Genomic DNA, 25,097 nt, shown 5'->3' on the forward strand with positions numbered 1-25,097 from the left:
TCACCTGTTCACTTGATTACTTTTTTCATGTCCGCCGCCTCAACCGTGCTCACCCCGTTCAACCGGATGGCATAACCATCGGTATGGCGCAAGTCGACCGAAGCGAGTTGATCGACACCGCGGTTGTAGCGCGCTGTCGCCTGGGTCACGGTCTTCAAAAATCGCTCCAGCCGCGCCAACAGTTCCTCGGTGCTGCCGCTGCCCAGCTCCAGCGTGGTGCCCGACTCCAGCTGCGCGCGCCAGCCGCCGCGCGCTGTCAGCTCCAACTGCTCCAGCGTCAGCTCCATCGGAGCCAGCATCGGCTGCAGCGTCTGGTAGGTGGCCAGCACCCGGGCGCTTTGGCCCTCGGGGCCATTCAGGCGTGGCAACTGGTCCTGCTCCAGCTCCCCCAAATTGACTTCGAACACTTCACCAAAACTGTTAACCAGGCGCGAGTCACCTTCCACACCCCAATAAGCCACCGGCGCATGCTCCTGCAACTGCACCTTGAGCCGGTTCGGAAAATCACGCCGTACCACCGCCTGCCGCACCCAGGGCATGGTCTCGAACACCTGGCGCGTGGCTTGCAGGTCGAGCGTGAAGAAAGTGCCTTTCAGGCGTGGCATCACGTTGGCGCGCAGCGAAATCGCGTTGTAGTGCGACACATCGCCGACCACCGTGACGCCCCGGATGGCAAAGCGGGGCAACTGCAGCACGTAGGCCAGGGCAGCGCCCAGCAGCATGAGCGCCAGCACGCCGAACAGGGCGCTGGCCAGCCCGTTCATGAGCCGGATGTCGAGCGGCAGGGGCGCGGCGTTGGTCATAGGGCGTAGTCGCGCGAGGCCGATTGCAGCAGCAGCAGGCAGAGCTCGGGGTAAGCGATGCCGGCCGCCTTGGCGGCCATCGGCACCAGCGAATGGCTGGTCATGCCCGGCGAGGTGTTGATTTCCAACAAATAAGGCTGACGCGTCACGGCGTCGATCATCACGTCGGCACGGGCCCAGCCCCGGCAGCCCAGGCTTTTATAGGCTTTCAAGACCAGTTGCTGAATGACCGACTCCTCGTCGTCAGGCAGGCCGCAGGGCACCAGGTACTGGGTGGTGTCGGTGAAGTACTTGTTCTGGTAGTCGTAGTTGCCCTCGGGCGCCACGATGCGGATCACCGGCAGGGCGCGCGCCTGTGCGCCGCTGCCCAACACCGCCACGGTCACCTCGTCCCCGGCAATGAACTGCTCGCACAACACCACGTCATGCATGCCCGCCGCCTGCGCAAAAGCGGCCTCGCACTGGTCAAGTGCCGTGACTTTGGTGAGTCCCAGCGATGAGCCTTCGCGCGCGGGCTTGACGATCATGGGGCTACCCAGCGCCTGGAACGCTTCGCGGGTGGCCTGGGCGCTGTCAACGGTTTTCCAGGCCGGGGTGGGCAGGCCATCGGCGCGCCAGATGTGCTTGGTCATGAGCTTGTTGATGGCAATGCTGGAGGCCATCACACCCGGACCGGTGTAGGGAATGCCCAGCAGTTCCAGTGCGCCCTGCACCGTGCCGTCCTCGCCAAAGCGACCGTGCAAGGCAATGAAGCAGCGTGTGAAGCCTTCTTTCTTCAGCTCGCCCAGCTCGCGCTCGGCCGGATCGAAGGCCTGTGCCTGCACACCCAGGCTTTGCAGCGCCTGCAACACGCCAGCGCCCGACATCAGCGAGACCTCGCGCTCGGCCGAGGCCCCGCCCATGAGCACCGCCACTTTCTCGGTTGTCAAATCAAATGCACTCATAGCGTCTGTCCTTCAGGGGCAACGAAGGCCTGGTTCTTCAACAAGCTGGCCACCTTGGCCGGCACGGCACCAATGGAGCCCGCGCCCATGCACAAGACCACATCACCGTCGCGCACCGCGTCCGCAATGGCTTGCGGCAGTTCGACAACGTCGGCCACGAATACAGGTTCGATGTGTCCGGCCACGCGCAGGGCACGCGCCAGACTGCGGCCGTCAGCCGCCACGATCGGCGTCTCGCCAGCGGCATACACCTCGGTCAGCAGCACCGCGTCAGCGCGGCCAATGACCTTGACGAAGTCGTCAAAACAGTCACGGGTGCGGGTGTAGCGGTGCGGCTGAAAGGCCAGCAGCAAGCGCCGCCCCGGGAAGGCACCGCGGGCAGCGTCCAGCGTGGCCGCCATTTCCACCGGGTGGTGTCCGTAATCGTCGACCAAAGTGAAGCGGCCACCGCCGTGGGCTGCGCTCACCGGATGGTCACCATAAGCCTGAAAGCGCCGGCCCACGCCCTTGAAGCTGGCCAGGGCGCGCACCACCGCCGCATCGTCAATGCCCAGCTCCACAGCCACGGCAATCGCCGACAGGGCATTGAGCACGTTGTGGCGACCGGGCAAGTTCAGCACCACCTCCAGGTCGGGCAGCACCAGGCCATTGCGCCGCCTCACCGTGAAGTGCATCTGGCCGTCCACCGCACGCACGTTCACGGCGCGCACCTCGGCGCCTTCGTCAAAGCCGTAACTCGTGACCGGGCAGGTGACTTGCGGCACGATGGACCGCACGGCGGCGTCGTCGGTGCACAGGATGGCCGTGCCATAAAAAGGCATGCGGTGCAAAAAGTCGACGAATGCTTTTTTCAGGTTCTCGAAATCATGGCCATAGGTTTCCATGTGGTCGGCGTCGATGTTGGTCACCACCGCCATCACCGGCAACAAGTTCAGGAACGAGGCATCCGACTCGTCGGCCTCCACCACGATGTAGTCACCCTGGCCGAGCCGCGCATTGGCACCCGCACTGTTCAGGCGACCGCCAATGACAAAGGTCGGGTCCAGACCCGCCTCGGCGAGGATGCTGGCCACCAGGCTGGTGGTGGTGGTTTTGCCGTGCGTACCGGCAATCGCAATGCCTTTTTTCAGGCGCATCAGTTCAGCCAGCATGAGGGCGCGCGGTACCACCGGAACATGCATCGCGCGCGCCGCGATCACTTCGGCGTTGTCAGCCTGTACCGCAGTGGAAATGACCACGGCGTCGGCACCACTGACATTGCCGGCGGCATGACCGATATGGGTGGTGATGCCCAGCGCCTTGAGCCGTTGCAACGTCACGCTGTCCGACTGGTCCGAGCCCGAAATGGTGTAGCCCAGGTTGAACAGCACCTCGGCAATGCCGGACATGCCGACACCACCGATGCCGACAAAGTGAATGTGTTGGATGGCGTGTTTCATTGACAGAGTTCCTCACAGGCCGCCACGATGGTTTGGGTGGCTTCCAGTTGTTGCATTTGTTTGGCCGCCTGCGCCTTTTGCAGCAGGCTGGCGCGTTCAAGGTTTTGCAGCTGAACGGCCAGCGACGCTGGCGTCAGCTGACCCTGGGGCACCAGCCAGCCCGCGCCCTGGTCCACCAGGAAACGGGCGTTGCTGGTCTGATGGTCATCGACGGCCGAGGGGAAAGGTACGAACAGTGCGGCCGCACCGACGGCGGCGATTTCGGTCACGGTGCTGGCGCCGGCACGGCAGATCACCAGGTCGGCGTCAGCAAAGGCCTGCGCGGTGTCGTCGATGAAAGGTGTCAGCTGCGCCTGCACGCCCGCGCCGGCATAGTTGGCGCGCAGCGCCTCGATCTGTTTCGCGCCGCTCTGGTGGATCACCTCAGGGCGACTGGCCTCGGGCAACAAGGCCAGCGCCTGCGGCACGATCTCGTTCAAGGCTTTGGCGCCCAGGCTGCCGCCCACCACCAGCAATTTCAAGGGCCCAGTGCGGCCGGCAAAACGCTGCGCCGGATCGGGCTGGTTCAAGAACGCCGCGCGCAAGGGATTACCGACCCAGCGGGCCCGCTTGAGCACCTCGGGAAAGGCGGTGAACACCCGGTCGGCGACGCCGGCAAGCACCTTGTTGGCCAGCCCCGCCACCGAGTTTTGCTCGTGCAGCAACAGTGGCTTGCCCAGCAGCACGCTCATCATGCCGCCCGGAAACGTGATGTAACCACCGAGCCCCAGCACCACGTCGGGCTTGACGCGGCGCAGCACCTGGAGGCTCTGCCAGAAGGCCTTGAGCAGGCGCAGGGGCAGCAGTGCCACCGTCACCAGCCCCTTGCCGCGCACGCCGCCAAAGTCGATGGACTCAAAGGCGAAACCCTGCGCTGGCACCAATTGGCTTTCCATGCTGGGCTGACCGGGACTGCCTGCGCCACCGAACCAATGGACTTGCCAGCCTTTGTCACGCAAGACCTGCGCCACGGCCAAACCCGGAAAGATGTGGCCACCGGTGCCGCCCGCCATGATCATCGCGCACTTGCTTTTGGCGTTCATACCCGGCCTCCTTGCATCAGCGTGCGGTTCTCTTGATCAATGCGCAGCACCACGGCAATGGCGGCCAGGTTGATCAGGATGGCCGAGCCGCCGTAGCTCATGAGCGGCAGCGTCAGGCCCTTGGTCGGCAAGGCACCCAGGTTCACGCCCATGTTGATGAAGGCCTGAAAGCCCATCCAGATGGCCACACCCTGCGCCACCAGGCCGGCAAACACACGGTCCAGCGCAATGGCCTGGCGGCCGATGTACATCATGCGGCGCACCAGCCAGAAGAACAGGCAGATCACGGTGACCACACCGATCAAGCCGAACTCTTCACCGATCACCGCCAGCAAAAAGTCGGTGTGCGCCTCGGGCAGCCAGTTGAGCTTTTCCACGCTGCCGCCCAAGCCCACGCCGAAGATCTCACCGCGGCCAATGGCGATCAGGGCATGCGTGAGCTGGTAACCCTTGGCCAGCGCGTTTTCCTCGCTCCAGGGGTCAAGGTAGGCAAAAATGCGTTCGCGCCGCCATTCGCTGGCCATGATCATCAAACCGAAAGCCACCACCAGCACCGCGGCAATCAAAAAGAACATGCGGGCGTTGACACCGCCCAAAAACAAAATGCCCATGGCAATCACGGCAATCACCATGAAGGCGCCCATGTCGGGTTCGGCCAGCAACAGCACGCCGACCACCGCGACGGCAGCGCCCATGGGCAGCACGGCGCGGAAGAAGCGCTCTTTCACATCCATCTTGCGCACCATGTAGTCAGCGGCATACAGCAGCACGGTGAACTTGGCCAGCTCGGACGGCTGAAAGCTCAGCGGCCCCAGGCTGATCCAGCGCCGCGCGCCATACACCACCTTGCCGACATGCGGGATCAGCACCAGCGCCAACAACACCAGCGAGAACAAGAACAGCGGCCGGGCAAACTTTTCCCAACTCGACACCGGCACCTGGTACGCCAGCAGCGCCACCGCAAAGGCGATCACCAGCCACATCGCATGGCGCACCAGAAAATAGGTGTGGGTGTAGCGGGCAAAGCGCGGGTTTTCCGGCATCGCGATCGAGGCCGAATAGACCATCACCAGCCCCCACAACAGCAGCGCCACCGTGACCCAGACCAACGGCTCATCGAATCCCTGGGCTTGCGACGGCCGGCTGGCCGTGGACCACAGGCGTGAGCCGCCCAGACGTACCGGCAGCACATCGCTGGCCGGGGCCCGGACGCCCTTCAGCCAGCCGATCAGACCTTGAAAACGGACGGCAAGCGCGCTCACAGGCTGCCCTCCAGCATCACGCCGGCGTCCAACGCCAGCGCTTGCACGGCCTGCACGAACATGCGTGCGCGGTGCTCGTAGTTGTCAAACATGTCGAAGCTGGCGCAGGCTGGCGACATCAGCACCGCATCGCCAGGTCGGGCTTGGGCATTGGCCTGGTACACGGCGTCCTGCATCGAGGCCGCGTCAAACATCGGCACCTGGGCCTGCGCCAAGGCCGCGCGAATCAAGGGCGCATCACGCCCGATCAGCACCACAGCCCGGCAGCTGCGCTGCACCGGTCCGGTCAGCGGGCTGAAGTCCTGGCCCTTGCCCTCGCCGCCCAGAATCACCACCAGGCGGCGTTCCGCGCCCAAGCCCTGCAACGCCGCCACCGTGGCCCCGACGTTGGTGCCTTTGCTGTCGTCAAAAAACTCGATGCCGTTGACGATGCCCACGGGCTGTACCCGGTGCGGCTCACCGGCGTACTCGCGCAGGCCGAAGAGCATGGGGCCCAACGCGCAGCCGGCAGCACAGGCCAAAGCCAGGGCAGACAAGGCGTTGATGGCGTTGTGGCGACCGCGAATGCGCAGCGCATCGGCGGGCATCAGGCGCTGGAAGAACAGCTCGGGCGCTTCGCCCTTGCGCGGCTTGATGGTTTCGTCCGCTTCGAGCGCGCGCACCAACCAGGCCATGCCATTGACGATCTCGATGCCAAAGTCGCCAGGACGCTGCGGCATGTCGCCGCCAAAAGTGACGACCTCGCGTGGCGCTGGTTTTTTGAATTTGGCGCGGGCCGCGGGTGCCTTCGTGCCCGCTGGCGCTTGCGGCTCGGCCGCCAACAGGCCCATCACCACCGGGTCTTCACGGTTCAGCACCATCAGGCCCTGCTGGCCAAAAACGGCGGCCTTGGCCTGCACATAGGCGGCCATCGAGCCGTGCCAGTCGAGGTGGTCCTGACTGATGTTGAGCACGGCACCGGCGGTGGGCTCAAAACTGCGCTCACCTTCCAATTGGAAGCTTGACAACTCCAGCACCCAGACCTCGGGCAGGTCATCGGCATCCAAGCGCACCATCAGCGTGTCGAGCAGGGTCGGGCCGATGTTGCCCGCTACCGCCACGCTTTTGCCGGCGCGCTCGACCAATTGACCGGTGAGCGAGGTCACCGTGGTCTTGCCATTGGTGCCGGTAATGGCCAGTACCTTGGGCGCATAGTCGCGGTCGATCGCGAGCTCGGCCAGCGCTTGCGCGAACAAGCTCAGCTCGCCAGCCAGCGGAATCGCCAGGGCCTGGGCGGCCGCTGACACAGGTGCAATGTCCGCCGGGCTCAGGCCGGGGCTCTTGAACACCGCCGTGATGCCGCCCTGCAACAGCTCGGCATCCAGCGGCCCGGTCGCAAAACGCGCAGTCGGCACGTCGCGCTGCAAGGCTGCCAACTGCGGCGGTGCGGTGCGCGTGTCGGCCACCGTGACCTGAGCGCCACGGCGCGCGCACCAGCGTGCCATGGCCAGGCCGGACGCGCCGAGGCCCAGGATCAGCACAGGGTGGGATTGCAGCGTGTTCATCTTTAGCGCAGCTTCAGTGTGCTTAAACCCACCAGGCACAGCAGCATGGTGATGATCCAGAAACGCACCACGACCTGGGTTTCCTTCCAGCCGTTTTTCTCGAAATGGTGGTGCAACGGGGCCATCTTCAACAGGCGCCGGCCCTGGCCGAAACGCTTCTTGGTGTACTTGAACCAGCTCACCTGCAGCATCACCGACAGCGCCTCGACCACGAAAATGCCGCCCATGATGGCAAGCACGATTTCCTGACGCACGATCACGGCAATGGTGCCCAAGGCGGCGCCCAGCGCCAGCGCGCCCACGTCGCCCATGAAGACCTGCGCCGGGTGCGTGTTGAACCACAAAAACGCCAGCCCCGCGCCAGCCATGGCGGCGCAAAAAATCATCAATTCACCGGCGCCGGCAATGTGCGGCAAAAACAGGTAACGGGCAAACACCGAGTTGCCCGTGACATAGGCAAACACCCCCAGGCAAGCGCCCACCATCACCACCGGCATGATCGCCAGGCCGTCCAGGCCGTCGGTCAGGTTCACCGCGTTGCTGGACCCCACGATCACCAGATAAGACAGAACGACAAAGCCCAGCACCCCCAGCGGGTAGCTGATTTCCTTGAAAAACGGCACCATGAGGCCGGCCTTGGGCGGCAGGCTCAAGTCAAAGCCGGACTGCACCCAGGTAAAGAACAATTCCAGCACACGGTAGTTGGTGTTCTCGGAAATGCTGAACACCAGGTACAGCGCCGCCAGCAGGCCGATCAGCGACTGCCACAGGTATTTCTCTCGCGAGGGCATGCCCTCGGGGTCCTTGTTGACCACCTTGCGCCAGTCGTCCGACCAGCCAATGGCGCCAAAGCCCAGCGTGACCAGCAGCACAATCCAGACAAAGCGGTTGCTCCAGTCAAACCAGAGCAGCGTCGAGATCGCGATGCACAGCAGGATCAACACGCCGCCCATGGTGGGCGTGCCGCTTTTGACGTGGTGCGTTTCCATGCCGTAGCCACGAATCGGCTGGCCGATCTTGAGTGCGGTCAGGCGCCGGATCACCCAGGGGCCGGCGGCCAGGCCCATCAGCAGCGCGGTCAGCGCCGCCATCACGGCGCGAAAGGTTTGGTACTGAAAGACCCGTAAAAAACCCAGATCAGGCGACAGACTTTGCAACCATTGGGCGAGCCAGATCAGCATGGGGCGGTCTCCTTGTCCTGTGTTGCGGCCTGCACGATGGCCTCGACCACCCGTTCCATCTTCATGAAGCGCGAGCCCTTGACCAGCACGCTGGCCACCGTGGGCAGCGCCGCCAGCACGGCCGCCTGCACAGCGTCCATGTCGGCATGCACATCGATGGCGGCGAAGGGTTTGGCGGCTTGCGCAGACGCGTTGCCGGTCACGATGATTTTTTCGATCTGCATGGCCAGCGCCAATTGCAAGGCTTCGGCATGGAACTGTGGTCCCTGGTCACCCACCTCACCCATGTCGCCCAGCACCAGCAGGCGGGGTCCGGGCAGTGCCGCCAGCACCTCGATGGCGGCGCGCACCGAGTCCGGATTGGCGTTGTAGCTGTCGTCCACCAGCGTGACGGCCCGGCCGCTGTGGCGTACCAGCAGCGCCCGTGAGCGGCCCTTGACCGGCTCGAAGGCTTCCAGCCCGGCGGAAATCGCCACCAGCGGCACGCCAGCGGCCAGCGCGCACGCCACCGCCGCGAGGGAATTCTTGACGTTGTGCGCGCCGGCAATGTGCAGCGCGTAATGCAGCGCGCCGCGCGGTGTCATGACGCTGACCTGCCAGGCCGCGCCCGACCAGACCGCTTGCGTGGCGTGCACGCATTTTGTGGGGTCGACTTCGGTCGACTCTAACTGGCCAAAACACAAACAAGCGCGCGATCCCGCCTTGTCCGCCCATAACGCGCTGTAGGCGTCATCGGCTGGGAACACCGCGAACCCATCGGGCGGCAGCGCGTCAATCACCGCGCCGTTTTCCTGCGCCACGGCTTCCACCGTCTGCATGAACTCCAGATGCTCCCGCTGGGCGTTGTTGACCAGCGCCACCGTGGGCTGGGCGATGGCAGCCAGGGCGGCAATTTCACCGGGGTGGTTCATGCCGAGCTCAACCACGGCCAGGCGATGGTGGGTGCGCAAGCCCAGCACGGTCAGCGGCACACCGATGTCGTTGTTCAGGTTGCCCTGGGTCGACAGACAGGCCTCGGGAGCCTGGGCGCGCAGGATGCTGGCGATCATCTGCGTCACCGTGGTTTTGCCGTTCGACCCAGTCACGGCGATCAGCGGCAGGCTGAACTGCTTGCGCCAGTGCGTGGCCAGTTGCGCCAGCGCCAGCCGGGCATCGGGCACCACCACACCCGGCAAATCGGCCAGGCGCAGCTTCTCCAGCGCGCTCGCGCCCTGGCAGATCGCGGCCACTGCGCCCTTGGCGCGCGCCTCCTGCAAAAAGTCATTGCCGTCAAAGCGCTCGCCGTGCAAGGCCACAAACAGGTCGCCAGGGGCCAGCGTGCGCGTGTCGGTGTGCACGCGCTGGATGACCACCTGGGCAGGGTCCAGCCCGTCGGTCTGCCATGGTGCGGGGGCCAGCCAGGCGGCCACTTGCTGCATTGTCATCATGGCGCTCATCGGCCTTGCTCCTGCTGGCGCATCACCGGGCGGGCCAGGACCTGCTTGACGTGTTCAATGTCAGAAAAAGGCAGACGCTCGCCGGCAATTTCCTGGTAATTTTCATGACCCTTGCCAGCCAGCAAGACCACATCCAGGGGACTGGCCTGCGCCAGCGTCTGGGCAATGGCGCGCGCGCGATCCGGCTCCACCTGCACGCCGGCCACCCCGGTCAAACCCAGCAAAATCTGGCTGATGATGGCGTCCATGGCCTCACCGCGCGGGTTGTCGCTGGTCACCACCACGCGGTCAGCATGGGCCGCGGCCACCGCCCCCATCAAGGGGCGCTTGGCTGTATCGCGGTTGCCACCACAACCAAACACACACCACAACTTGCCGCCCCGCGCCTGCGCCTGGGGCCGCAGCGCCGCCAGCGCTTTGGCCAGCGCATCGGGGGTGTGGGCGTAGTCAACCGCCACCAGGAGCTGCCCGGGCGCACCGACACATTCCATGCGCCCGGGCACCGACGTCAGGTGGGCACAGGCTTGCACCGCGTCCGCCAGGGCGACACCCAGCGTGCGCATGGCGGCGATCACGCCCAGCACATTGCTCACGTTAAAGGCGCCAATGAGCTGGGTTGCCAGCGGCAGGCGCTGCGGCCCCTCGACCACAGTGAAGGCCACGCCCTGCGCTTCATAACGGATGTCGTGCGCCTGCAAACGGGCGCGATTGGTCGCAGCGGGCGCAATGGACAGGGTCCAGAGGTCAAGCGCGCCAGCCGACAATCGCCCGGCCAGTTCGGCACCGTAGGGGTCGTCGACATTGACCACGGCCGCGCGCAAAGCGGGCCAGGCAAACAGGCTGGCCTTCGCCTGCCAGTAACTGGCCATGTCACCGTGGTAGTCCAGATGGTCCTGCGTCACGTTGGTCAGCACCGCGGTGTGAATCCGGGTGCCCGCCAGCCGCTGCTCCTCAATGCCGATGGACGAGGCCTCGATGGCACAGGCTTGCAGACCTTGCTGGACAAATGTGGCAAATGCTGCCTGCAGCGCGACCGGGTCCGGCGTGGTCAAACCGGTGCTCACCAAAGCGGGCGGCACACCCACACCCAGGGTACCCACCACAGCACAGGGAATGGGCGCAGTCGATGCCAGGTTCGACAGGGCCTGCGCCAGCCACCAGGTGCTGGAAGTCTTGCCGTTGGTGCCGGTCACTGCCAACACCGCCAGGCGCTGGCTGGGGCTGCCAAACCAGACATCCGCCACCAGACCGCTGGCCGCTTTCAGACCTGGGTACGTGGCCACACGCGCGTCGCTGAAGGCAAAGGTCTGCGCGCCGTCCTGCTCCACCAGACAGGCTGCGGCGCCCGCCGCCAGCGCCGCAGCCACCTGGGCGCGGGCGTCGAAGGCGGCACCCGGCCAGGCCAGAAAAGCGTCGCCGGGCTGGACCTGGCGGCCGTCGGTGCGCAAGACACCGGTGACGCGCGCACGCAACCAGGCCGCAGCGTCTTGGGGGTTGAGCAGCTGCTGCAGCATCAGAAACTTTCTTCCACGGCGTCGGTGATCACCTGCGGCACCACCGACTGGTCGGGCGCAATGCCCAACACGCGCAGGGTTTGCTGCACCGTCTGGCTGAACACCGGGGCGGCGGTCAGACCACCGTAGTACTGACCATTGCTGGGCTCATCAATCATCACTGCCACGGCAATGCGGGGGGCATCGATGGGCGCCAGGCCAGCAAAAACACCGCGGTACTTTTTGTCGGCATAACCCTTGCCCTCCACCTTGTGCGCGGTGCCGGTTTTGCCGCCCACCGAGTAGCCCATGGCTTGCGCTTTTTGCGCCGTGCCGCCCGGACCGGTCACCAGATGCAGCATGTGGCGCACGTCGCGGGCATGGCGGGCTTCAATCACCGGCACGCCCACGGCAGGCGCGTTCATCTTGAACATGGTCACCGGTACCAGGTCGCCGTCGCGACCAAAGATGGTGTAGGCGTGGGCCAGCTGAAACAGGCTGACCGAGACGCCGTAACCGTAGCTCATGGTGGCCTGTTCGATCGGGCGCCAACTCTTGTAGGGTCGCAGCCGACCGCTCACGGCCCCAGGAAAGGGCAGCTCCGGCTTCTGGCCAAAGCCGACCTGGCTGTACATCTCCCACATTTTGCGGGGCGCCATTTGCATGGCGATCTTGACCGTGCCCACGTTGCTCGACTTCTGGATCACCTCGGTCACGCTCAGGAGGCCATTGGGATGGGTATCACTGATGGTGGCGCTGCCGATGCTCATGCGCCCGGGCGCGGTCTGAATTTTTGATTCCGGCGTCACCATGCCCTGGTTCAGCGCCGCGGCAATGATGAACGGCTTCATGGTCGAGCCCGGCTCGAAAGTGTCGGTCAGGGCCCGGTTGCGCAACTGCGCGCCACTCAGGTTGCGGCGCTTGTCGGGCACAAAACTGGGGTAGTTGGCCAAGGCCAGCACCTCGCCGGTTTGCACATCCAGCACCACCACACTGCCGGCCTTGGCCTTGTGCGCCAGCACCGCCTCCTTGAGCGTCTGATAGGCGAAAAACTGCACCTTGCTGTCGATGCTGAGCTGCAGGTCACGGCCATCGACCGGCGCAATCTGCTCGCGCACGTCTTCCACCACCCGGCCCATGCGGTCCTTGATGACACGCCGCGAGCCATCGCGGCCACCCAGCGCCTTGTTGAAGGTGAGCTCCATGCCTTCCTGTCCCTGATCTTCCACGTTGGTGAAACCCACCACATGGGCGGCGGCTTCGCCCTCGGGGTATTGACGTTTGTATTCCTTGCGCTGGTAAACGCCCTTGAGGCCCAGGGCGGCGATTTCATTGCCGACCGACTCATCAACCTGGCGCTTGAGCCAGACAAAGGTCTTGTCTTCGTCTTCCAGTTTCTTGTTCAGCTCTGCCAGCGGTAGGTCGAGCAGCTTGGCCAACTTTTTCAGACCTGCCGGATCACGTGGCACGTCTTCCGGAATCGCCCAGATGCTGGGGACCGGAATGCTGGAAGCCAGCACGATGCCGTTGCGGTCCAGAATGCGGCCACGGCTGGCTGGCAGCGCCAGGGTGCGGGCAAAGCGCACCTCGCCCTGCCGTTGGAAAAACTCATTTTCAATGACCTGGATGTACACCGCCCGCCCCACCAGGCCAGCAAAAGACAAGGCAATCACGGCCACAATGAACTTGCTGCGCCACACCGGCGTGGGACTGGCCAGCAAGGGGCTGGAGGTGTAGGCAATGCTGCGGCTCATGGCTGGCTTCCCGGGACCGTACTGGCCGGGCGCTCGGTGTAGGTGACATAGGCCGTGACGGCCGGGGTTGCCGCACGCATTTGCAGCTTTGAGCTGGCCAGACTTTCAACCCGCGCCGAAGTGGCCTGGGCCCGCTTCTCGACCTGCAACCGTTCGTTTTCTGCAGCCAGCTTCAGCGCTTGCGACTTGGCCCGGTCGAGCTCGGAGTAGACCCGGCGCGACTCGTACTGGACATTGACCAGGTACAGGGCACTGAGCAGCACGCCCAGCAACAACACCAGGTTGAGCCGCATCATGGGCGCGACTCCGAGGCGACTGGCCCGATGCGCTCGGCCACCCGCATGATGGCACTGCGCGAACGCGGGTTGGCGGCCACCTCGACCGCGCCGGGCTTGACCCGTGCCAGCACCTTGAATTGCATCACCTGGGGAGCGGCAAAAGGTGCCCGACGGTCAAACACCTCGCGTGAATGCTTGGCCAGGAACTGCTTGACGATGCGGTCTTCCAGCGAATGAAAACTGATCACCACCAGCCGTCCGCCCGGTTGCAGCACCTTGAGGCTGGCTGCTAGCGCCTGTTGCAGCTCTTCAAGCTCGGCGTTAATGAAAATCCGAAAAGCCTGAAATGTGCGCGTTGCAGGGTCTTTGCCCGGCTCGCGGGTTTTGACCGTGTCAGCCACGAGCTGGGCCAGTTCAGTGGTGGTTGAAAGGGGGCCCCGTGCCTGTCGGCGCGCAACAATCGCCTTTGCAATGGCGCCAGCAAACCGTTCTTCACCATAATCACGAATTACCTCCAGAATGTCATCCAGCTCGGCATGCGCCAGCCACTCGGCCACGCTCTGCCCGCGCGTGGTGTCCATGCGCATGTCCAGCGGACCTGCGCCCCTGAAACTGAAACCGCGCGCCGGGTTGTCCACCTGGGGTGAACTGATACCCAGGTCGAGCAACACGCCGGCCACACTGGCAGGCGGTAATTCGCCCAAATGGCTGAAGCCCTGGTGGCGAATGGAAAAACGGGGGTCGGTGATGCTGGCAGCCTCGGCCAGCGCGTCCGGGTCCTTGTCAAAGGCAATCAGGCGGGCATTGGCCGGCAAACGCGACAGGATCAGGCGGCTGTGACCACCGCGGCCAAAGGTGGCATCGACAAAGACCGGCGCCTGGCCAGCAGACTGCGGCTCGGCCGTCTGACGTGCAGCGTCGGCCACCCCGAGCAAAGCGTCGACTGCTTCACTCAATAAGACGGTGGTATGGGTCCATGCAGTTTCCACCACGGGCCTTCAGAAAGAGAAGTCCTTGAAGACATCGGGCATGTCACCCTGCATGGCCTGCGCCTCCTGGGCGTCATAGGTGGCCTTGTCCCACAACTCGAAAGAGTTGCCCATGCCCAGCAACACCGATTCCTTGGTGATGCCGGCCGCTGCGCGCAGTTCGGGCGAAATCAGCACACGCCCGGTGCTGTCGAGCTCGACGTCCATGGCGTTGCCAAGAAAAATACGCTTCCACCATTGCGCCGACATGGGCAAGGCGGCAATGCGCGCACTGAACTTTTCCCATTCGGGACGCGGGAAAATCATCAGGCAGCCGTGCGGGTGTTTGGTGATGGTGAGCTGACCCGCGGCCAGGGCGTTCAAGACGTCACGATGCCGGGTCGGCACAGACAGCCGACCCTTTGCGTCAAGACTTAATGAGGAAGCCCCTTGAAACACGATAGCTGGCCTTTGATTTTCAAATTGAACGGGGAAACGGTGGTGTAAAAGCACAATTCACCACTAAATTGCACTTTTTTGCACTGTAGCAGTAAAAACTGCGTGTGCAAACCTCTTTGCGAAAAATTTTTACAATGAAATCAAAGACTTAGAAGCGATTCAGAACCTTGATTCAGGTTAAATATCGTTCTAAATGAAGCACTTAGCGTTCTAAGTGAATGTGATGTGTGAGGAAAACTCTAATCGGTTGGGGTCAGAGCACGTCGCGTTGCGAGTGGTCTGAATCCTAATCAGTTGAGGACAGAGCAAATTTGCTGCGCAAATCTTGGTCTGGCCCGCAAGGTTTCAGGTTTAAAGAATATACCTGCTCAAATCTTCGTTTTGGCTGAGCTCGGCCAGGCGTGCATCGACATAAGCCGCATCGATCTGGATGGATTGGCCGGTCAGATTGGCGGCGTTGAAGCTGACTTCGTCGAGCAGGCGCTCCATCACGGTGGACAGGCGGCGGGCGCCAATATTTTCGGTGCGCTCATTGACATCGAAGGCAATCTGCGCCAAGCGTTGAATACCGGCTTCGGAAAATTCCACCGTCACCTGCTCGGTCGCCAGCAGCGCCTGGTACTGCTTGACCAGCGAGGCCGTGGTTTGCGTCAGGATCGAGACAAAATCGGCGACCGACAAGGACTGCAACTCGACCCGGATCGGGAAGCGCCCCTGCAACTCGGGAATCAGGTCACTGGGCTTGCTCAAATGAAACGCACCCGAGGCAATGAACAAAATGTGGTCGGTCTTGACCATGCCGTACTTGGTCGACACCGTGGTGCCTTCGACCAGCGGCAGCAGGTCGCGCTGCACGCCCTGGCGCGAAACCTCGGCACCGCTGCCTTCTGAACGCGACGTGACCTTGTCGATTTCATCAATGAAGACAATGCCGTTTTGTTCCAGCATCTGCAACGCCTGCAGCTTGATCTCTTCTTCATTGACCAGTTTGCCCGCTTCTTCTTCTGTCAACAGCTTGAGCGCTTCGGCAATCTTGAGCTTGCGCTTGTGCACCTTGTTCTGGTTGAGCTGGCCAAACATGCCGCGCAATTGCTCGGTCATCTCTTCCATGCCGGCCGGCCCCATGATTTCAAGCTGCGGCGTGTTTTGCGCCACGTCAAGCTCGATGTCACGGTCATCGAGCTGACCTTCGCGCAGTTTCTTGCGGAAGGTCTGACGCGCCACGCTCTCGGGTTCGCCACCTTCCACCACGCCAAACTCCTGGCGCGGCATCGGTATCAGGATGTCGAGCACCCGGTCTTCGGCGGCGTCGGCGGCGCGCTCGCGCACCTGTTTGGTTGCAACCTGGCGCGTTTGTTTGACCGCAATGTCGGCCAGGTCACGGATGATGGCGTCGACGTCCTTGCCGACATAGCCCACCTCGGTGAACTTGGTGGCCTCGACCTTGATGAAGGGCGCATCGGCCAGCCGTGCCAGGCGGCGTGCAATTTCGGTTTTGCCCACACCCGTGGGACCGATCATCAGGATGTTCTTGGGCGTGATCTCGCTGCGCAACTCGGGGCCGACCTGCTGGCGGCGCCAGCGGTTGCGCAGGGCGATGGCCACCGCACGCTTGGCCTGCTGCTGGCCGACGATGTGTTTGTCGAGCTCGGCGACGATTTGCTGGGGGGTAAGACTAGACATTGTTTGATCTGTTGGGGTCAGAGCAAAATTGCTGCGCAATTCTTGATCTGACCCGCAATGAATTAAAGTGACTCAATCGTGTGGTTCATGTTGGTATAGATGCAAATCTCACCAGCAATTTCAAGCGATTTTTTGACCATGTCGGTGGCCGACAGGTCGGTGTGGTTGAGCAGGGCAATGGCCGCCGCCTGGGCATAGGCACCGCCCGACCCAATGGCGACAATGCCGTTCTCGGGCTCCAGCACGTCGCCGTTGCCAGTGATGATGAGCGACGCCTCCAGGTCGGCCACCGCCAGCATGGCTTCCAGACGACGCAGCACGCGGTCGGTGCGCCAGTCCTTGGTGAGCTCGATGGCGGCGCGCACCAGATGACCCTGGTGTTTTTCCAGTTTGGCCTCAAAGCGCTCAAACAGCGTGAAGGCGTCGGCCGTGGCACCGGCAAAACCGGCCAACACCTTGCCGTGGTAGAGCTTGCGCACCTTGCGTGCCGTGCCCTTGACCACAATGTTGCCCAGCGTCACCTGGCCGTCGCCGCCAATGGCGACCTGCACCCCCTCAGGGGTCTTGCGGCGCACACTGATGATGGTGGTGCCGTGAAATTGCTCCATGAAATTCCTTTGTTGATCGAGGCCTAATGGCTTCGCGTCAGCACTTGGGCGTGCTGGTTGATGCCAATCAGATTGAAAAAGGCGGCGACCAAAAACGGCACGTCCCTGAATTCAATCTGATGCCCCAGCGCCTGACCCCGGGCCACCCAATTCAGCAGGCTGCCAGCGGCAGAAAAATCGACCCGGATCAGCTGCTGACATGAAATGACCAGGGTCTGCCTGGGCTTGCCGGCGTTGTCCAACACCGGCAAGCCAGTGACCACGTCACCGTAAAGCTCACCCACCAAAGCCACAGCCTGCGCAGGCGCTGACGGGGCAGCTGGCGCCGCGGGCGTGCTTGCGCTGGACAGGTCGACCCCGGGCTGGCGCAACACGCAGCTTGCGGGTGACCAGGCACCGGGGGCCGTCTCGAACGTCATGCAAAATTCAAACGCCGCCAATTCAAAATCATCCTGCCACTGCAGGACACGCAACAGGTCCATGCGCAGAGCCCACCAGTACGCAGCGGTCTGACGGGCACCTCGGGGCGTGGCAGCGCGCACCAATTGCACCAACACCTGCTCACCCTGAAATTCCAGGCAGCCCGGCTGGGTGCTCCAGGCGGCAAACAAGGCGGCCAGGCGCTGCGCCGCGGCGGCCGTGATCTCCCTGAGGTCCGACCAATCCAGCGACAAACAATCCGTCACAGGCAGCACGTCGGGCAAAGAGGCCAGCGCCGACGCATCAAGAAGCGCCGGGCTGCGCCAGACCAAAGGCTGCGGCGCAGCCAATGGCGCGGGCTCAGGCGCTTTGAACAAGGGTGTCCAGACGGGTGCCGGACAGGCAAACTGGTGTGCAAAGTTTTCCGCTTCACGGGCAAAACTGGCTTGCTGCCCCAGACTGCGGTACAGATCAAACAGGGCTTCGGCCTGGGCCTGAACCACGACCGTGAGCGCGGGTTGGGCCCGCAAGGCGGTCAACAATACCGACTCTGCACCGGCGTCGTCGCCATTGGCAAAGCGCACCGCGGCCTCTTCCAGATCCGGGTCGGCCAGGTTGTCATTGAGCTCCGAGACCAACAATTTGGCTGCATCAAAGCCATGCGCGTCGGTCACCGGGCGCGGCGGCACTTCCGCGTCCGGGAACAGGTCAGCGCCGAAAGAAGAGGTCCCGGTCTGCAGCGTCGGCACCTGCCCCAGCAAGGTCGGAATATCGTCAAAATCCATCCGGCTGTGCTTGACCTGAGTCGAGGCAAACAGGCTGTCATCGCTGGCATCCGGGGCCTGCGCGCCGGTCAGGGTGGGCTCCGACTCGGTCACGGGCCCCGGCTTTTGCCCCTTCCACCACTGGCGCGACATCTGGGCTTCAATCTCGTCAATTTTGCGCAGGGTCATGGCCCGCTCATCCAGATCGCTGAGGTTCGTGGGCGCGCCAAAGGAGGTGGGTTTGTCGCCCGCATCGGGCTTGGCAATCGAGGCCTGGCGCCGCAGTTGGCGCAACTCATCGAACTCGCACTTGCGAATCGCATCCTCATGGCGCTTGCGATCGATCATGTCCTTGAGCGTCTGGCGGTTATGTGCCAGGGTCGGCTCGATCGCCAACTCGGATTCGGGTTCGGCGTCTGATGCTGATCCGGATTCGCCTTCGGCCTCGATCTTGTCCAGGTCGCTCCAATGCACGCTTGGATTGCGAACAAACTTGGCGACCTTGGCCAGTAATCGTGAGCCGGTGGGTAGCGTAGCCATATCAATCAAACCGACGCCGGGAACCTTCAGACATGCTCAGTCACCAAACATTTTCTGTTTGAGCTCGCGGCGCTGCTGCGCTTCCAGGGACAGCGTGGCAGTGGGCCGTGCCAGCAGTCGCCCGACACCAATGGCCTCGCCGGTTTCATCACAGTAGCCGTAGTCGCCGGCATCGATGCGGGTGATCGACTGCTCAATCTTCTTGAGCAATTTGCGCTCACGGTCACGGGTGCGCAATTCCAGGGCATGCTCTTCCTCGATGGTGGCACGGTCGGCAGGGTCAGGCACCACCACCGTGTCTTCGCGCAGATGCTCGGTGGTTTCACCGGCATTGCTGAGCATGTCATTCTTGAGTTGAACCAGTTTCAGCTTGAAGTACGCCAACTGCGTGTCGTTCATGTACTCGTCGTCCGACATGGCCAGGATCTCGGCATCGACCAGTTCGCTGACCGGCTTGGTTTTCCAGTTGTTGGCCAGCTTCTTGTCTTTTTTAACCGATGAAGCCAGGGGTGACACGATGGGCATGACGCTGGTCATCTGGGTAAAGCTGGACTTGGCGGCGGTGGAGGCCACGGCCTGGGCCATGGATGGCACGGTCAATTGCGCCAGGCGCGAAGAAGGCCGGCCGGTACGCACCGGCACGCCGGAGGGTGTCATCTGGGTGGTGGGCGCGGCGACTTTGGCGACAGGTTTGACAGCCGCTGGTGCGGTCACTTTGGGGGATACGGGAGTTTGAGTGGTCACTTCTTGGGGCTTTTTCTTGGGGGCGGGTTTCACAGGCTTGGCCACCAGGTTGACGCTTGCCTTGGCTGCCTTGACAACGGCCGGCTTGACTGCCGCAGGTTTGACTGCCGCCACTTTGACCGGCTGGACCTTGGCGGGCGCCGTCATCTTGACGGAGGCTGCTGACTTGGCAGGCTTGCCAGCTTGCACAGCTTTGCCAACTTTCGCAGGCTGAACAAGTGCGGCGGCTTTTTTGGCAGTCGCTTGGGGTTTGGCAGTTTGCGCTTTCACGGGTGACCTCCTGGCGGGATTATCCTGAACGATGGGCGTCTGGTCTGTCATGCTGACAAGCTCAGGCAAGGATTTTTCACTGGCGGGCGAGTGTACCGTCTTGGCCGGCAAAAACCCCATCATTTGCAAAAGCGAGACAAACATGCGTGCTTGACTTCGGGTTACATCACAAACTTACACCAGGCTTTGCGCCATGCCCTGCAGAAAAATATCCTTGGGCAGGTCAATGCCAATGAAGACCATTTTGCTGCACGGCGTCTCCTCGGGACCCCAGGCCGGGCCCAGGTCACTGCCCATCAACTGGTGCACGCCCTGAAAAATCACCTTGCGGTCGGTACCCTGCATGTACAGCACTCCCTTGTAGCGCAGCATGCGCGGGCCGTAGATATTGACAATGGCGCCCAAAAAGTCTTCCAGCTTGGCCGGATCAAAAGGGCGCTCCGAACGGAACACAAAGCTTTTGACATCGTCTTCATGGGCGTGATGGTGGCCGTGCTGGTGCGACGGATGATCGCAATGCTCGCCGTGTTCGTGGTCATGCGCATGGTCGTGCCCTGCGTGATCTTCTTCCTTGAGGAAATCGGGGTCGATGTCGAGCTTGCTGTTGAGGTTGAAGCCGCGCAAATCAAATACCTGACTCAAGGGCACCTCGCCAAAATGCACCGCTTGCTGCGGCGCGCGCGGGTTCATGTGCTTGAGCCGGTGCATCAGGTCGGCCGTTTCTTCACTTGAGACCAGATCGGTCTTGCTGATGAAGATCTGGTCGGCAAAGCCGACCTGGCGGCGCGCTTCCTGGCGGTCATCGAGCTGCTGGTTGGCGTGCTTGGCATCGACCAGCGTCAGGATGGAGTCCAGCAGGTAGCTCTCTGCAATCTCGTCATCCATGAAAAAGGTCTGCGCCACCGGGCCAGGATCGGCCAGGCCGGTGGTCTCGATCACCACGCGGTCAAAGTCGAGCAGTCCCTGGCGCTTTTTGGCCGCCAGCAGCTGCAGGGCTTCACGCAGGTCTTCGCGAATGGTGCAGCAAATGCAGCCGTTGCTCATCTGGATGATCTGCTCCTTGGAGTCGGTCACCAGAATGTCGTTGTCGATGTTTTCTTCGCCAAACTCGTTTTCGATGATGGCGATCTTCTGGCCGTGGGCCTCCGAGAGCACGCGTTTGAGCAGCGTGGTTTTGCCGGAACCCAGAAAACCGGTCAGGATGGTGGCAGGAATGAGGCTCATATCAGGGCAGGAGCAAAGGGTGCGAGTGTAACGACCCGGGCTTAAAACTCACTTGCGCATCACCACCAAACCCTTGAGGTATTCGCCCTCGGGAAAATTGACCGTCATGGGATGGTCGGGCGCGCCACCCATGCGCTCATGGATGTAGCCGTCAACCCCGGCGTCGCAGCCTGCGGACGCCACAATCTTGTGGAACAAATCAGCGCTGATGCCGCCGGAGCAGCTGTAGGTGAACAACACGCCGCCGGGCTCCAACAACTTGAACGCCAGCCGGTTGATGTCCTTGTAAGCCCGCGCGGCGCGCTCGGCATGGGCCACGGTGGGCGCAAACTTGGGTGGATCGAGCACGATGGCGTCAAAACTGCGGCCTTGGTCGATGAATTGACGCAAAGAGGCGTTGACGTCGGCATCCATGAAGCTGGCGCGGCCGGCATCAAAGCCGTTCAGGGCCACATTGGCGGCCGCTTTTTCCAGCGCCGGGCCGGACGAATCAATCGAGGTCACGTGGGTCGCGCCGCCGGTGAGTGCCGCCACTGTGAAACCGCCGGTATAGCAATAACAGTTGAGTACGCGCTCGAATCTGAGACGACGCGCGTAGTCACTGAAACGCTTGCGGCTGTCGCGCTGATCCAGGTAAAAGCCGGTTTTGTGGCCATCAGCGATGTTGACCGCCAGTTCCCAGTCGTGTTCCTGCAGCAGCAACTCCACATCGCCCTGGCCGCGCAGCCAGCCGGTGACCTCGGGCAAGCCTTCCAGGGCACGGCTGCTGGCGTCACTGCGCTCGTACAACTTGTGCAAGCCGGTCGCGGCCAGCAAGGCATCCGCTATGGCATCTTTCCAGCGTTCAACGCCGCTGGAGGCGAACTGCGCCACCAGCGTGTCGCCATAGCGGTCCACAATCAGGCCCGGCAGACCGTCCGACTCCCCGTGCACCAGCCGCATGGCATTGCTCGGAATGTCAAAGCGGGTTCTGGCCTGGACGGCGCGGGCACAGGCGGCGGTAAAAAACGAAGCGTCAATGCGCTGTGCCTCGTCAAAGCTCCAGACGCGGGCACGGATTTTCGAGGCCGGGCTGAAAGCCGCCCAGCCCAAAAACTGGCCCTGGTCCGACTCGACCTGCACGGTTTCACCGGCATCGCCCCCGCCCTTGGCAATGGCCGACTCAAAGATCCAGGGATGACGGCGTAGCAGCGAGCGCTCTTTGCCAGCGCGCAGGCGAACGACTTTCAATAGGTGATCGCCATGGCTGGCACATCGACGCGGATCATCGGTTTGCCCAACGCCGCACTGACCGCGGCGACATAGTCAGCCGACCACTTGGCGTCGCCCAACAAGGCAGGCCCGGCGGCCTGGGTCACCACCAACACCTTGTCAGCGGTCAGCACCTTGCCGCTGGCGCGCAGGGGCTCGCAGTCGAGCGCGAGGAACTGGTGGTCGAGCCAGGCCCGCGCGGCATCGTGGGACAGCGGCGCGCCGTCGGGTACATGAAAGGAAAACTCGACGCCCTTTTCCAGCACCACATTGATCTGCTTTTGCATAAGTCACCTCTTGAGAAAATTTGTCGCCAGCCGCTATTTTGAACCACCTGAGCCACCCGTTTTCAGGTGGGCACGCGGATGGGCTGCATCATAGGCCTTGGCCAGGTGCTGAAAATCGAGCCGGGTGTAAATTTGCGTGGTGCTGATGTTGGCGTGGCCCAGCAGTTCCTGTACGCCGCGCAGGTCGCTGCTCGACTGCAGCACATGGCTGGCAAACGAGTGCCGCAGCATGTGCGGATGGACGGGTGCGGCCAGTCCGGCCTGCAGGCTGCGCTGGCGCACGCGCTGCCAGATCGACTGCGCGGTCAGCCGCGTGCCGTTGCGCCCCATGAACAGCGCGGCCTGGGGCAACGCACCCGCTGCGGCCGCAGCCGGCACGCCGGACAAAGCCTGGTCGCGCACCAGCAGCCAGGCTCTGAGTGCCTGCACTGCCTTGGCACCCACCGGCACAATGCGCCGCTTGCTGCCCTTGCCCAGCACATGGGCTTCAGCGGCGACCAAATCGACCCAGCCGCGCGCCGTAGCGCTGGCCTGGACATCGAGCCCGGTCAATTCCGCCACGCGCAAGCCACCGCCGTAGAGCAGCTCGACCATGGCCGCGTCACGCGCTTCCAACCAGGGGTCGGCGTCCGCGGCCTGGAAGCTCGCCAGTTGCACGGCGTCATCCACGCTCAAGGCCTTGGGCAGGGGTTTGGCGGCCTTGGGCGCGCGCACATCCAGCACCGGGTTGGCAGCCACCAGCCCTTTGCGCCCAAGCCAGATATAAAAACCACGCCAGCCTGACAAGATCAGCGCGATGCCCCGGCCACTGCGCCCGCCACTGTGCATTTGCGCCACCCAACGCCGGATATGACTGGCCTCCACCGCCGTCAAGGGGACACCCACCTGCGCCGCATGGGTTGCCAGTTTTTCGAGGTCCAGCGTGTAGAGCGCCACGGTGCGCGCGGCCAGGCGCTTCTCAAAACGCACATGGTCCAGGTAGCGCTGCACCAACGCATCATCAGATTCATGGATTGCCACGCTGCGCTCGCAATGACGAAGCCGTGATGGGGCTAGCGCAGCGGCGACAGTGCGGCGCTGGCCAGTTCGGCGACCCGGGCCAAAAATTCGGTGCCCATGGTGCTGTTGAAGCGCTGGGCATCGGGCGAGGCCAGCACCAGCAGGCCAAACGCCGGCGCTGTGCTGCCGATAGGGCCGGCGCGCAGCGGCAAAATGGCCAGCGAGGCCACCGCTCTCGGGTCCGGCAGCCAATGAATGACCTCCAGACCGGTGTTGACACCGCAGAAGGGCTCGGTCAACGAACTCGCAAAAACCTTGGCGTCCTCGCTCACCCCTTGGGCAAAAGGCGCGTCGGCATAAGCGGCGTCCACGCCCCAGACCTTGATGCCCACCTGCGGCACGGCAAACTGGTCGGCCAACTCGTCGGTCATGAGCCCGGGCAACGCGGCAGGGTCGGTGTTCAAGAACAAGGTACGCGCCCACTGCAGCAGCTTGTCAGACAGCACCATGTTCTCATTGACATTGCGGATCATGTCCATGATGCGCAACTCCAGCATCTTGATCTTGTCGCGCAACATGTTGGCCTGACGCTCCTGCAGGCTCACGGCGCGCTGGCTGTGCGGGCTGGTCAGCTGCACGGCCGCCAGCATCTCGGCGTGGCGTTCAAAAAAATCAGGCGTATTGGCCAGGTAATTGGCAATATCGTCTTCGGTGATCGGGTTGTTGATGGCGCTGGGCAGGGTTGAATTAGGCATGGTCAGGACGCGTTGGAAAGGTCGTTGGGAATGTCAATGTCACCGCGGAAAACCGTGGTGGCCGGGCCCGTCATCATGACCGGTGCGTTGCCACCGGCCCAGGCAATGGTGAGCACACCACCATGGGTTTGCACATCCACTTGCGGGTCAAGCAGCCCGAGCCGGATGCCCGCCACCACAGCGGCACAGGCACCCGAGCCGCAAGCCAGCGTCTCGCCGGCGCCGCGCTCAAACACCCGCAGGCGAATCTGTTGGCGACTCTGCACCTGCATGAAGCCGGCGTTGACACGGTTTGGGAAAAACGGGTGGTGTTCGATCAAGGGGCCTTGCTGCAAGACCGGTGCCGTAGCCACATCGTCCACCAATTGCACCGCGTGCGGGTTGCCCATCGACACCACAGCCACCAGCACCACCGTGTCCTGGCCCGGTGCCGCCAGCGCCAGCGGCCATTGCTGCCACGAACCGCTGGGCTGTGCCGGCACAGGACCGGGCGTAAACGGAATGCGCTCCGTCTCAAACACCGGCGCCCCCATGTTGACCGTGACGCGGCCATCGGCTTTCAGCACCGGCTCGATCACCCCGCCCCGGGTCTGCACCCGGATCGCGTCTTTTTGCGTGAGACCGGCATCGCGCACAAAGCGCGCAAAACAACGCACCCCGTTGCCGCACTGCTCGACCTCGGCGCCATCGGCGTTATGAATGACGTACTCAAAATCAATGCCTGGCGCGGGGGACGGGCGCACCGTCAGGATCTGGTCGGCACCCACGCCAAAGTGGCGGTCCGCCAGAAACCGGTACTGCGCCGTGCCCAAGCCAAAGCGGGCCCGGGTCTCGTCAAGCACCACAAAGTCGTTGCCGGCACCTTGCATTTTGGTAAAGGGAATTCGCATGGGTTCATTATCTACGCGG

The 25,097-nt window shown here is 63.1% G+C and carries 23 protein-coding genes; all 23 read right to left on the reverse strand.

The window, feature by feature from the left end:
* Window positions 1-8: 8 nt before the first annotated feature.
* The 23 genes from Q7U49_RS09085 to dapF all read right to left on the reverse strand — a co-directional run bounded on the left by Q7U49_RS09085 (window position 9) and on the right by dapF (window position 25,078).
* Complete coding sequence (locus Q7U49_RS09085; RefSeq protein ID WP_304763910.1) at window positions 9-803, reverse strand: cell division protein FtsQ/DivIB; 795 nt, start codon at window positions 801-803, stop codon at window positions 9-11.
* Window positions 800-1,747: a D-alanine--D-alanine ligase gene (locus Q7U49_RS09090; protein ID WP_304763911.1), complete on the reverse strand. Its 948-nt coding sequence runs from the start codon at window positions 1,745-1,747 to the stop codon at window positions 800-802. Before Q7U49_RS09090 ends, Q7U49_RS09085 begins: the two co-directional genes overlap by 4 nt.
* The gene (gene murC / locus Q7U49_RS09095; protein ID WP_304763913.1) at window positions 1,744-3,186 is read right to left on the reverse strand and encodes a UDP-N-acetylmuramate--L-alanine ligase; all 1,443 of its coding nucleotides are present in this window, start codon (window positions 3,184-3,186) and stop codon (window positions 1,744-1,746) included. The genes Q7U49_RS09090 and murC overlap by 4 nt, the downstream gene beginning before the upstream one ends.
* A complete protein-coding gene (murG, locus tag Q7U49_RS09100) occupies window positions 3,183-4,268 on the reverse strand; it encodes an undecaprenyldiphospho-muramoylpentapeptide beta-N-acetylglucosaminyltransferase (RefSeq protein ID WP_304763915.1) in 1,086 nt (361 codons plus the stop codon). Before murG ends, murC begins: the two co-directional genes overlap by 4 nt.
* Window positions 4,265-5,500 carry a putative lipid II flippase FtsW gene (gene ftsW / locus Q7U49_RS09105; RefSeq protein WP_304763962.1) on the reverse strand — a complete coding sequence of 412 codons (1,236 nt, stop codon included), beginning with the start codon at window positions 5,498-5,500 and terminating at the stop codon, window positions 4,265-4,267. The genes murG and ftsW overlap by 4 nt, the downstream gene beginning before the upstream one ends.
* A 26-nt stretch (window positions 5,501-5,526) precedes the next feature.
* Window positions 5,527-7,074: a UDP-N-acetylmuramoyl-L-alanine--D-glutamate ligase gene (murD, locus tag Q7U49_RS09110; RefSeq protein ID WP_304763916.1), complete on the reverse strand. Its 1,548-nt coding sequence runs from the start codon at window positions 7,072-7,074 to the stop codon at window positions 5,527-5,529.
* 2 nt (window positions 7,075-7,076) lie between these two features.
* The gene (gene mraY / locus Q7U49_RS09115) at window positions 7,077-8,255 is read right to left on the reverse strand and encodes a phospho-N-acetylmuramoyl-pentapeptide-transferase (RefSeq protein WP_304763917.1); all 1,179 of its coding nucleotides are present in this window, start codon (window positions 8,253-8,255) and stop codon (window positions 7,077-7,079) included.
* The gene (gene murF, locus Q7U49_RS09120) at window positions 8,249-9,682 is read right to left on the reverse strand and encodes a UDP-N-acetylmuramoyl-tripeptide--D-alanyl-D-alanine ligase (RefSeq protein ID WP_304763963.1); all 1,434 of its coding nucleotides are present in this window, start codon (window positions 9,680-9,682) and stop codon (window positions 8,249-8,251) included. The genes mraY and murF overlap by 7 nt, the downstream gene beginning before the upstream one ends.
* A gap of 5 nt (window positions 9,683-9,687) precedes the next feature.
* Window positions 9,688-11,205 carry a UDP-N-acetylmuramoyl-L-alanyl-D-glutamate--2,6-diaminopimelate ligase gene (locus Q7U49_RS09125; RefSeq protein ID WP_304763919.1) on the reverse strand — a complete coding sequence of 506 codons (1,518 nt, stop codon included), beginning with the start codon at window positions 11,203-11,205 and terminating at the stop codon, window positions 9,688-9,690.
* A complete protein-coding gene (locus tag Q7U49_RS09130; RefSeq protein WP_304763920.1) occupies window positions 11,205-12,938 on the reverse strand; it encodes a penicillin-binding protein 2 in 1,734 nt (577 codons plus the stop codon). Before Q7U49_RS09130 ends, Q7U49_RS09125 begins: the two co-directional genes overlap by 1 nt.
* Window positions 12,935-13,234 (reverse strand): cell division protein FtsL, encoded by a 300-nt coding sequence (ftsL, locus tag Q7U49_RS09135; RefSeq protein ID WP_304763921.1) that lies wholly within the window; start codon window positions 13,232-13,234, stop codon window positions 12,935-12,937. The genes Q7U49_RS09130 and ftsL overlap by 4 nt, the downstream gene beginning before the upstream one ends.
* Window positions 13,231-14,205: a 16S rRNA (cytosine(1402)-N(4))-methyltransferase RsmH gene (gene rsmH / locus Q7U49_RS09140; RefSeq protein ID WP_304763922.1), complete on the reverse strand. Its 975-nt coding sequence runs from the start codon at window positions 14,203-14,205 to the stop codon at window positions 13,231-13,233. The genes ftsL and rsmH overlap by 4 nt, the downstream gene beginning before the upstream one ends.
* A gap of 9 nt (window positions 14,206-14,214) precedes the next feature.
* Window positions 14,215-14,643: a division/cell wall cluster transcriptional repressor MraZ gene (mraZ, locus tag Q7U49_RS09145; RefSeq protein WP_304763923.1), complete on the reverse strand. Its 429-nt coding sequence runs from the start codon at window positions 14,641-14,643 to the stop codon at window positions 14,215-14,217.
* Window positions 14,644-14,994: 351 nt separating this feature from the next.
* Window positions 14,995-16,326: an ATP-dependent protease ATPase subunit HslU gene (gene hslU / locus Q7U49_RS09150; protein WP_304763925.1), complete on the reverse strand. Its 1,332-nt coding sequence runs from the start codon at window positions 16,324-16,326 to the stop codon at window positions 14,995-14,997.
* 62 nt (window positions 16,327-16,388) lie between these two features.
* Window positions 16,389-16,934 (reverse strand): ATP-dependent protease subunit HslV, encoded by a 546-nt coding sequence (hslV, locus tag Q7U49_RS09155; RefSeq protein WP_304763927.1) that lies wholly within the window; start codon window positions 16,932-16,934, stop codon window positions 16,389-16,391.
* Window positions 16,935-16,957: 23 nt separating this feature from the next.
* Window positions 16,958-18,658, reverse strand: a complete 1,701-nt coding sequence (locus Q7U49_RS09160) for an STAS domain-containing protein (RefSeq protein WP_304763928.1) — start codon at window positions 18,656-18,658, stop codon at window positions 16,958-16,960.
* A 36-nt stretch (window positions 18,659-18,694) separates the two neighbouring features.
* Window positions 18,695-19,672: an RNA polymerase-binding protein DksA gene (gene dksA / locus Q7U49_RS09165; RefSeq protein ID WP_304763929.1), complete on the reverse strand. Its 978-nt coding sequence runs from the start codon at window positions 19,670-19,672 to the stop codon at window positions 18,695-18,697.
* A gap of 174 nt (window positions 19,673-19,846) precedes the next feature.
* Complete coding sequence (locus tag Q7U49_RS09170; RefSeq protein ID WP_304763931.1) at window positions 19,847-20,896, reverse strand: GTP-binding protein; 1,050 nt, start codon at window positions 20,894-20,896, stop codon at window positions 19,847-19,849.
* Window positions 20,897-20,944: 48 nt separating this feature from the next.
* Window positions 20,945-22,126, reverse strand: a complete 1,182-nt coding sequence (locus Q7U49_RS09175) for a class I SAM-dependent rRNA methyltransferase (RefSeq protein WP_304763932.1) — start codon at window positions 22,124-22,126, stop codon at window positions 20,945-20,947.
* On the reverse strand, window positions 22,123-22,434 hold the full coding sequence (locus tag Q7U49_RS09180) for a hypothetical protein (protein ID WP_304763934.1): 312 nt from the start codon (window positions 22,432-22,434) through the stop codon (window positions 22,123-22,125). Before Q7U49_RS09180 ends, Q7U49_RS09175 begins: the two co-directional genes overlap by 4 nt.
* A gap of 33 nt (window positions 22,435-22,467) precedes the next feature.
* Window positions 22,468-23,454, reverse strand: a complete 987-nt coding sequence (locus tag Q7U49_RS09185) for a tyrosine recombinase XerC (RefSeq protein WP_304763935.1) — start codon at window positions 23,452-23,454, stop codon at window positions 22,468-22,470.
* Window positions 23,455-23,486: 32 nt separating this feature from the next.
* A complete protein-coding gene (locus Q7U49_RS09190; protein WP_304763936.1) occupies window positions 23,487-24,188 on the reverse strand; it encodes a DUF484 family protein in 702 nt (233 codons plus the stop codon).
* 2 nt (window positions 24,189-24,190) lie between these two features.
* Window positions 24,191-25,078, reverse strand: a complete 888-nt coding sequence (dapF, locus tag Q7U49_RS09195; protein WP_304763938.1) for a diaminopimelate epimerase — start codon at window positions 25,076-25,078, stop codon at window positions 24,191-24,193.
* Between the last annotated feature and the right edge of the window lie 19 nt (window positions 25,079-25,097).

Origin of the sequence: Rhodoferax sp., from assembly GCF_030653815.1 — a bacterium.
GTDB lineage: Bacteria > Pseudomonadota > Gammaproteobacteria > Burkholderiales > Burkholderiaceae_C > Rhodoferax.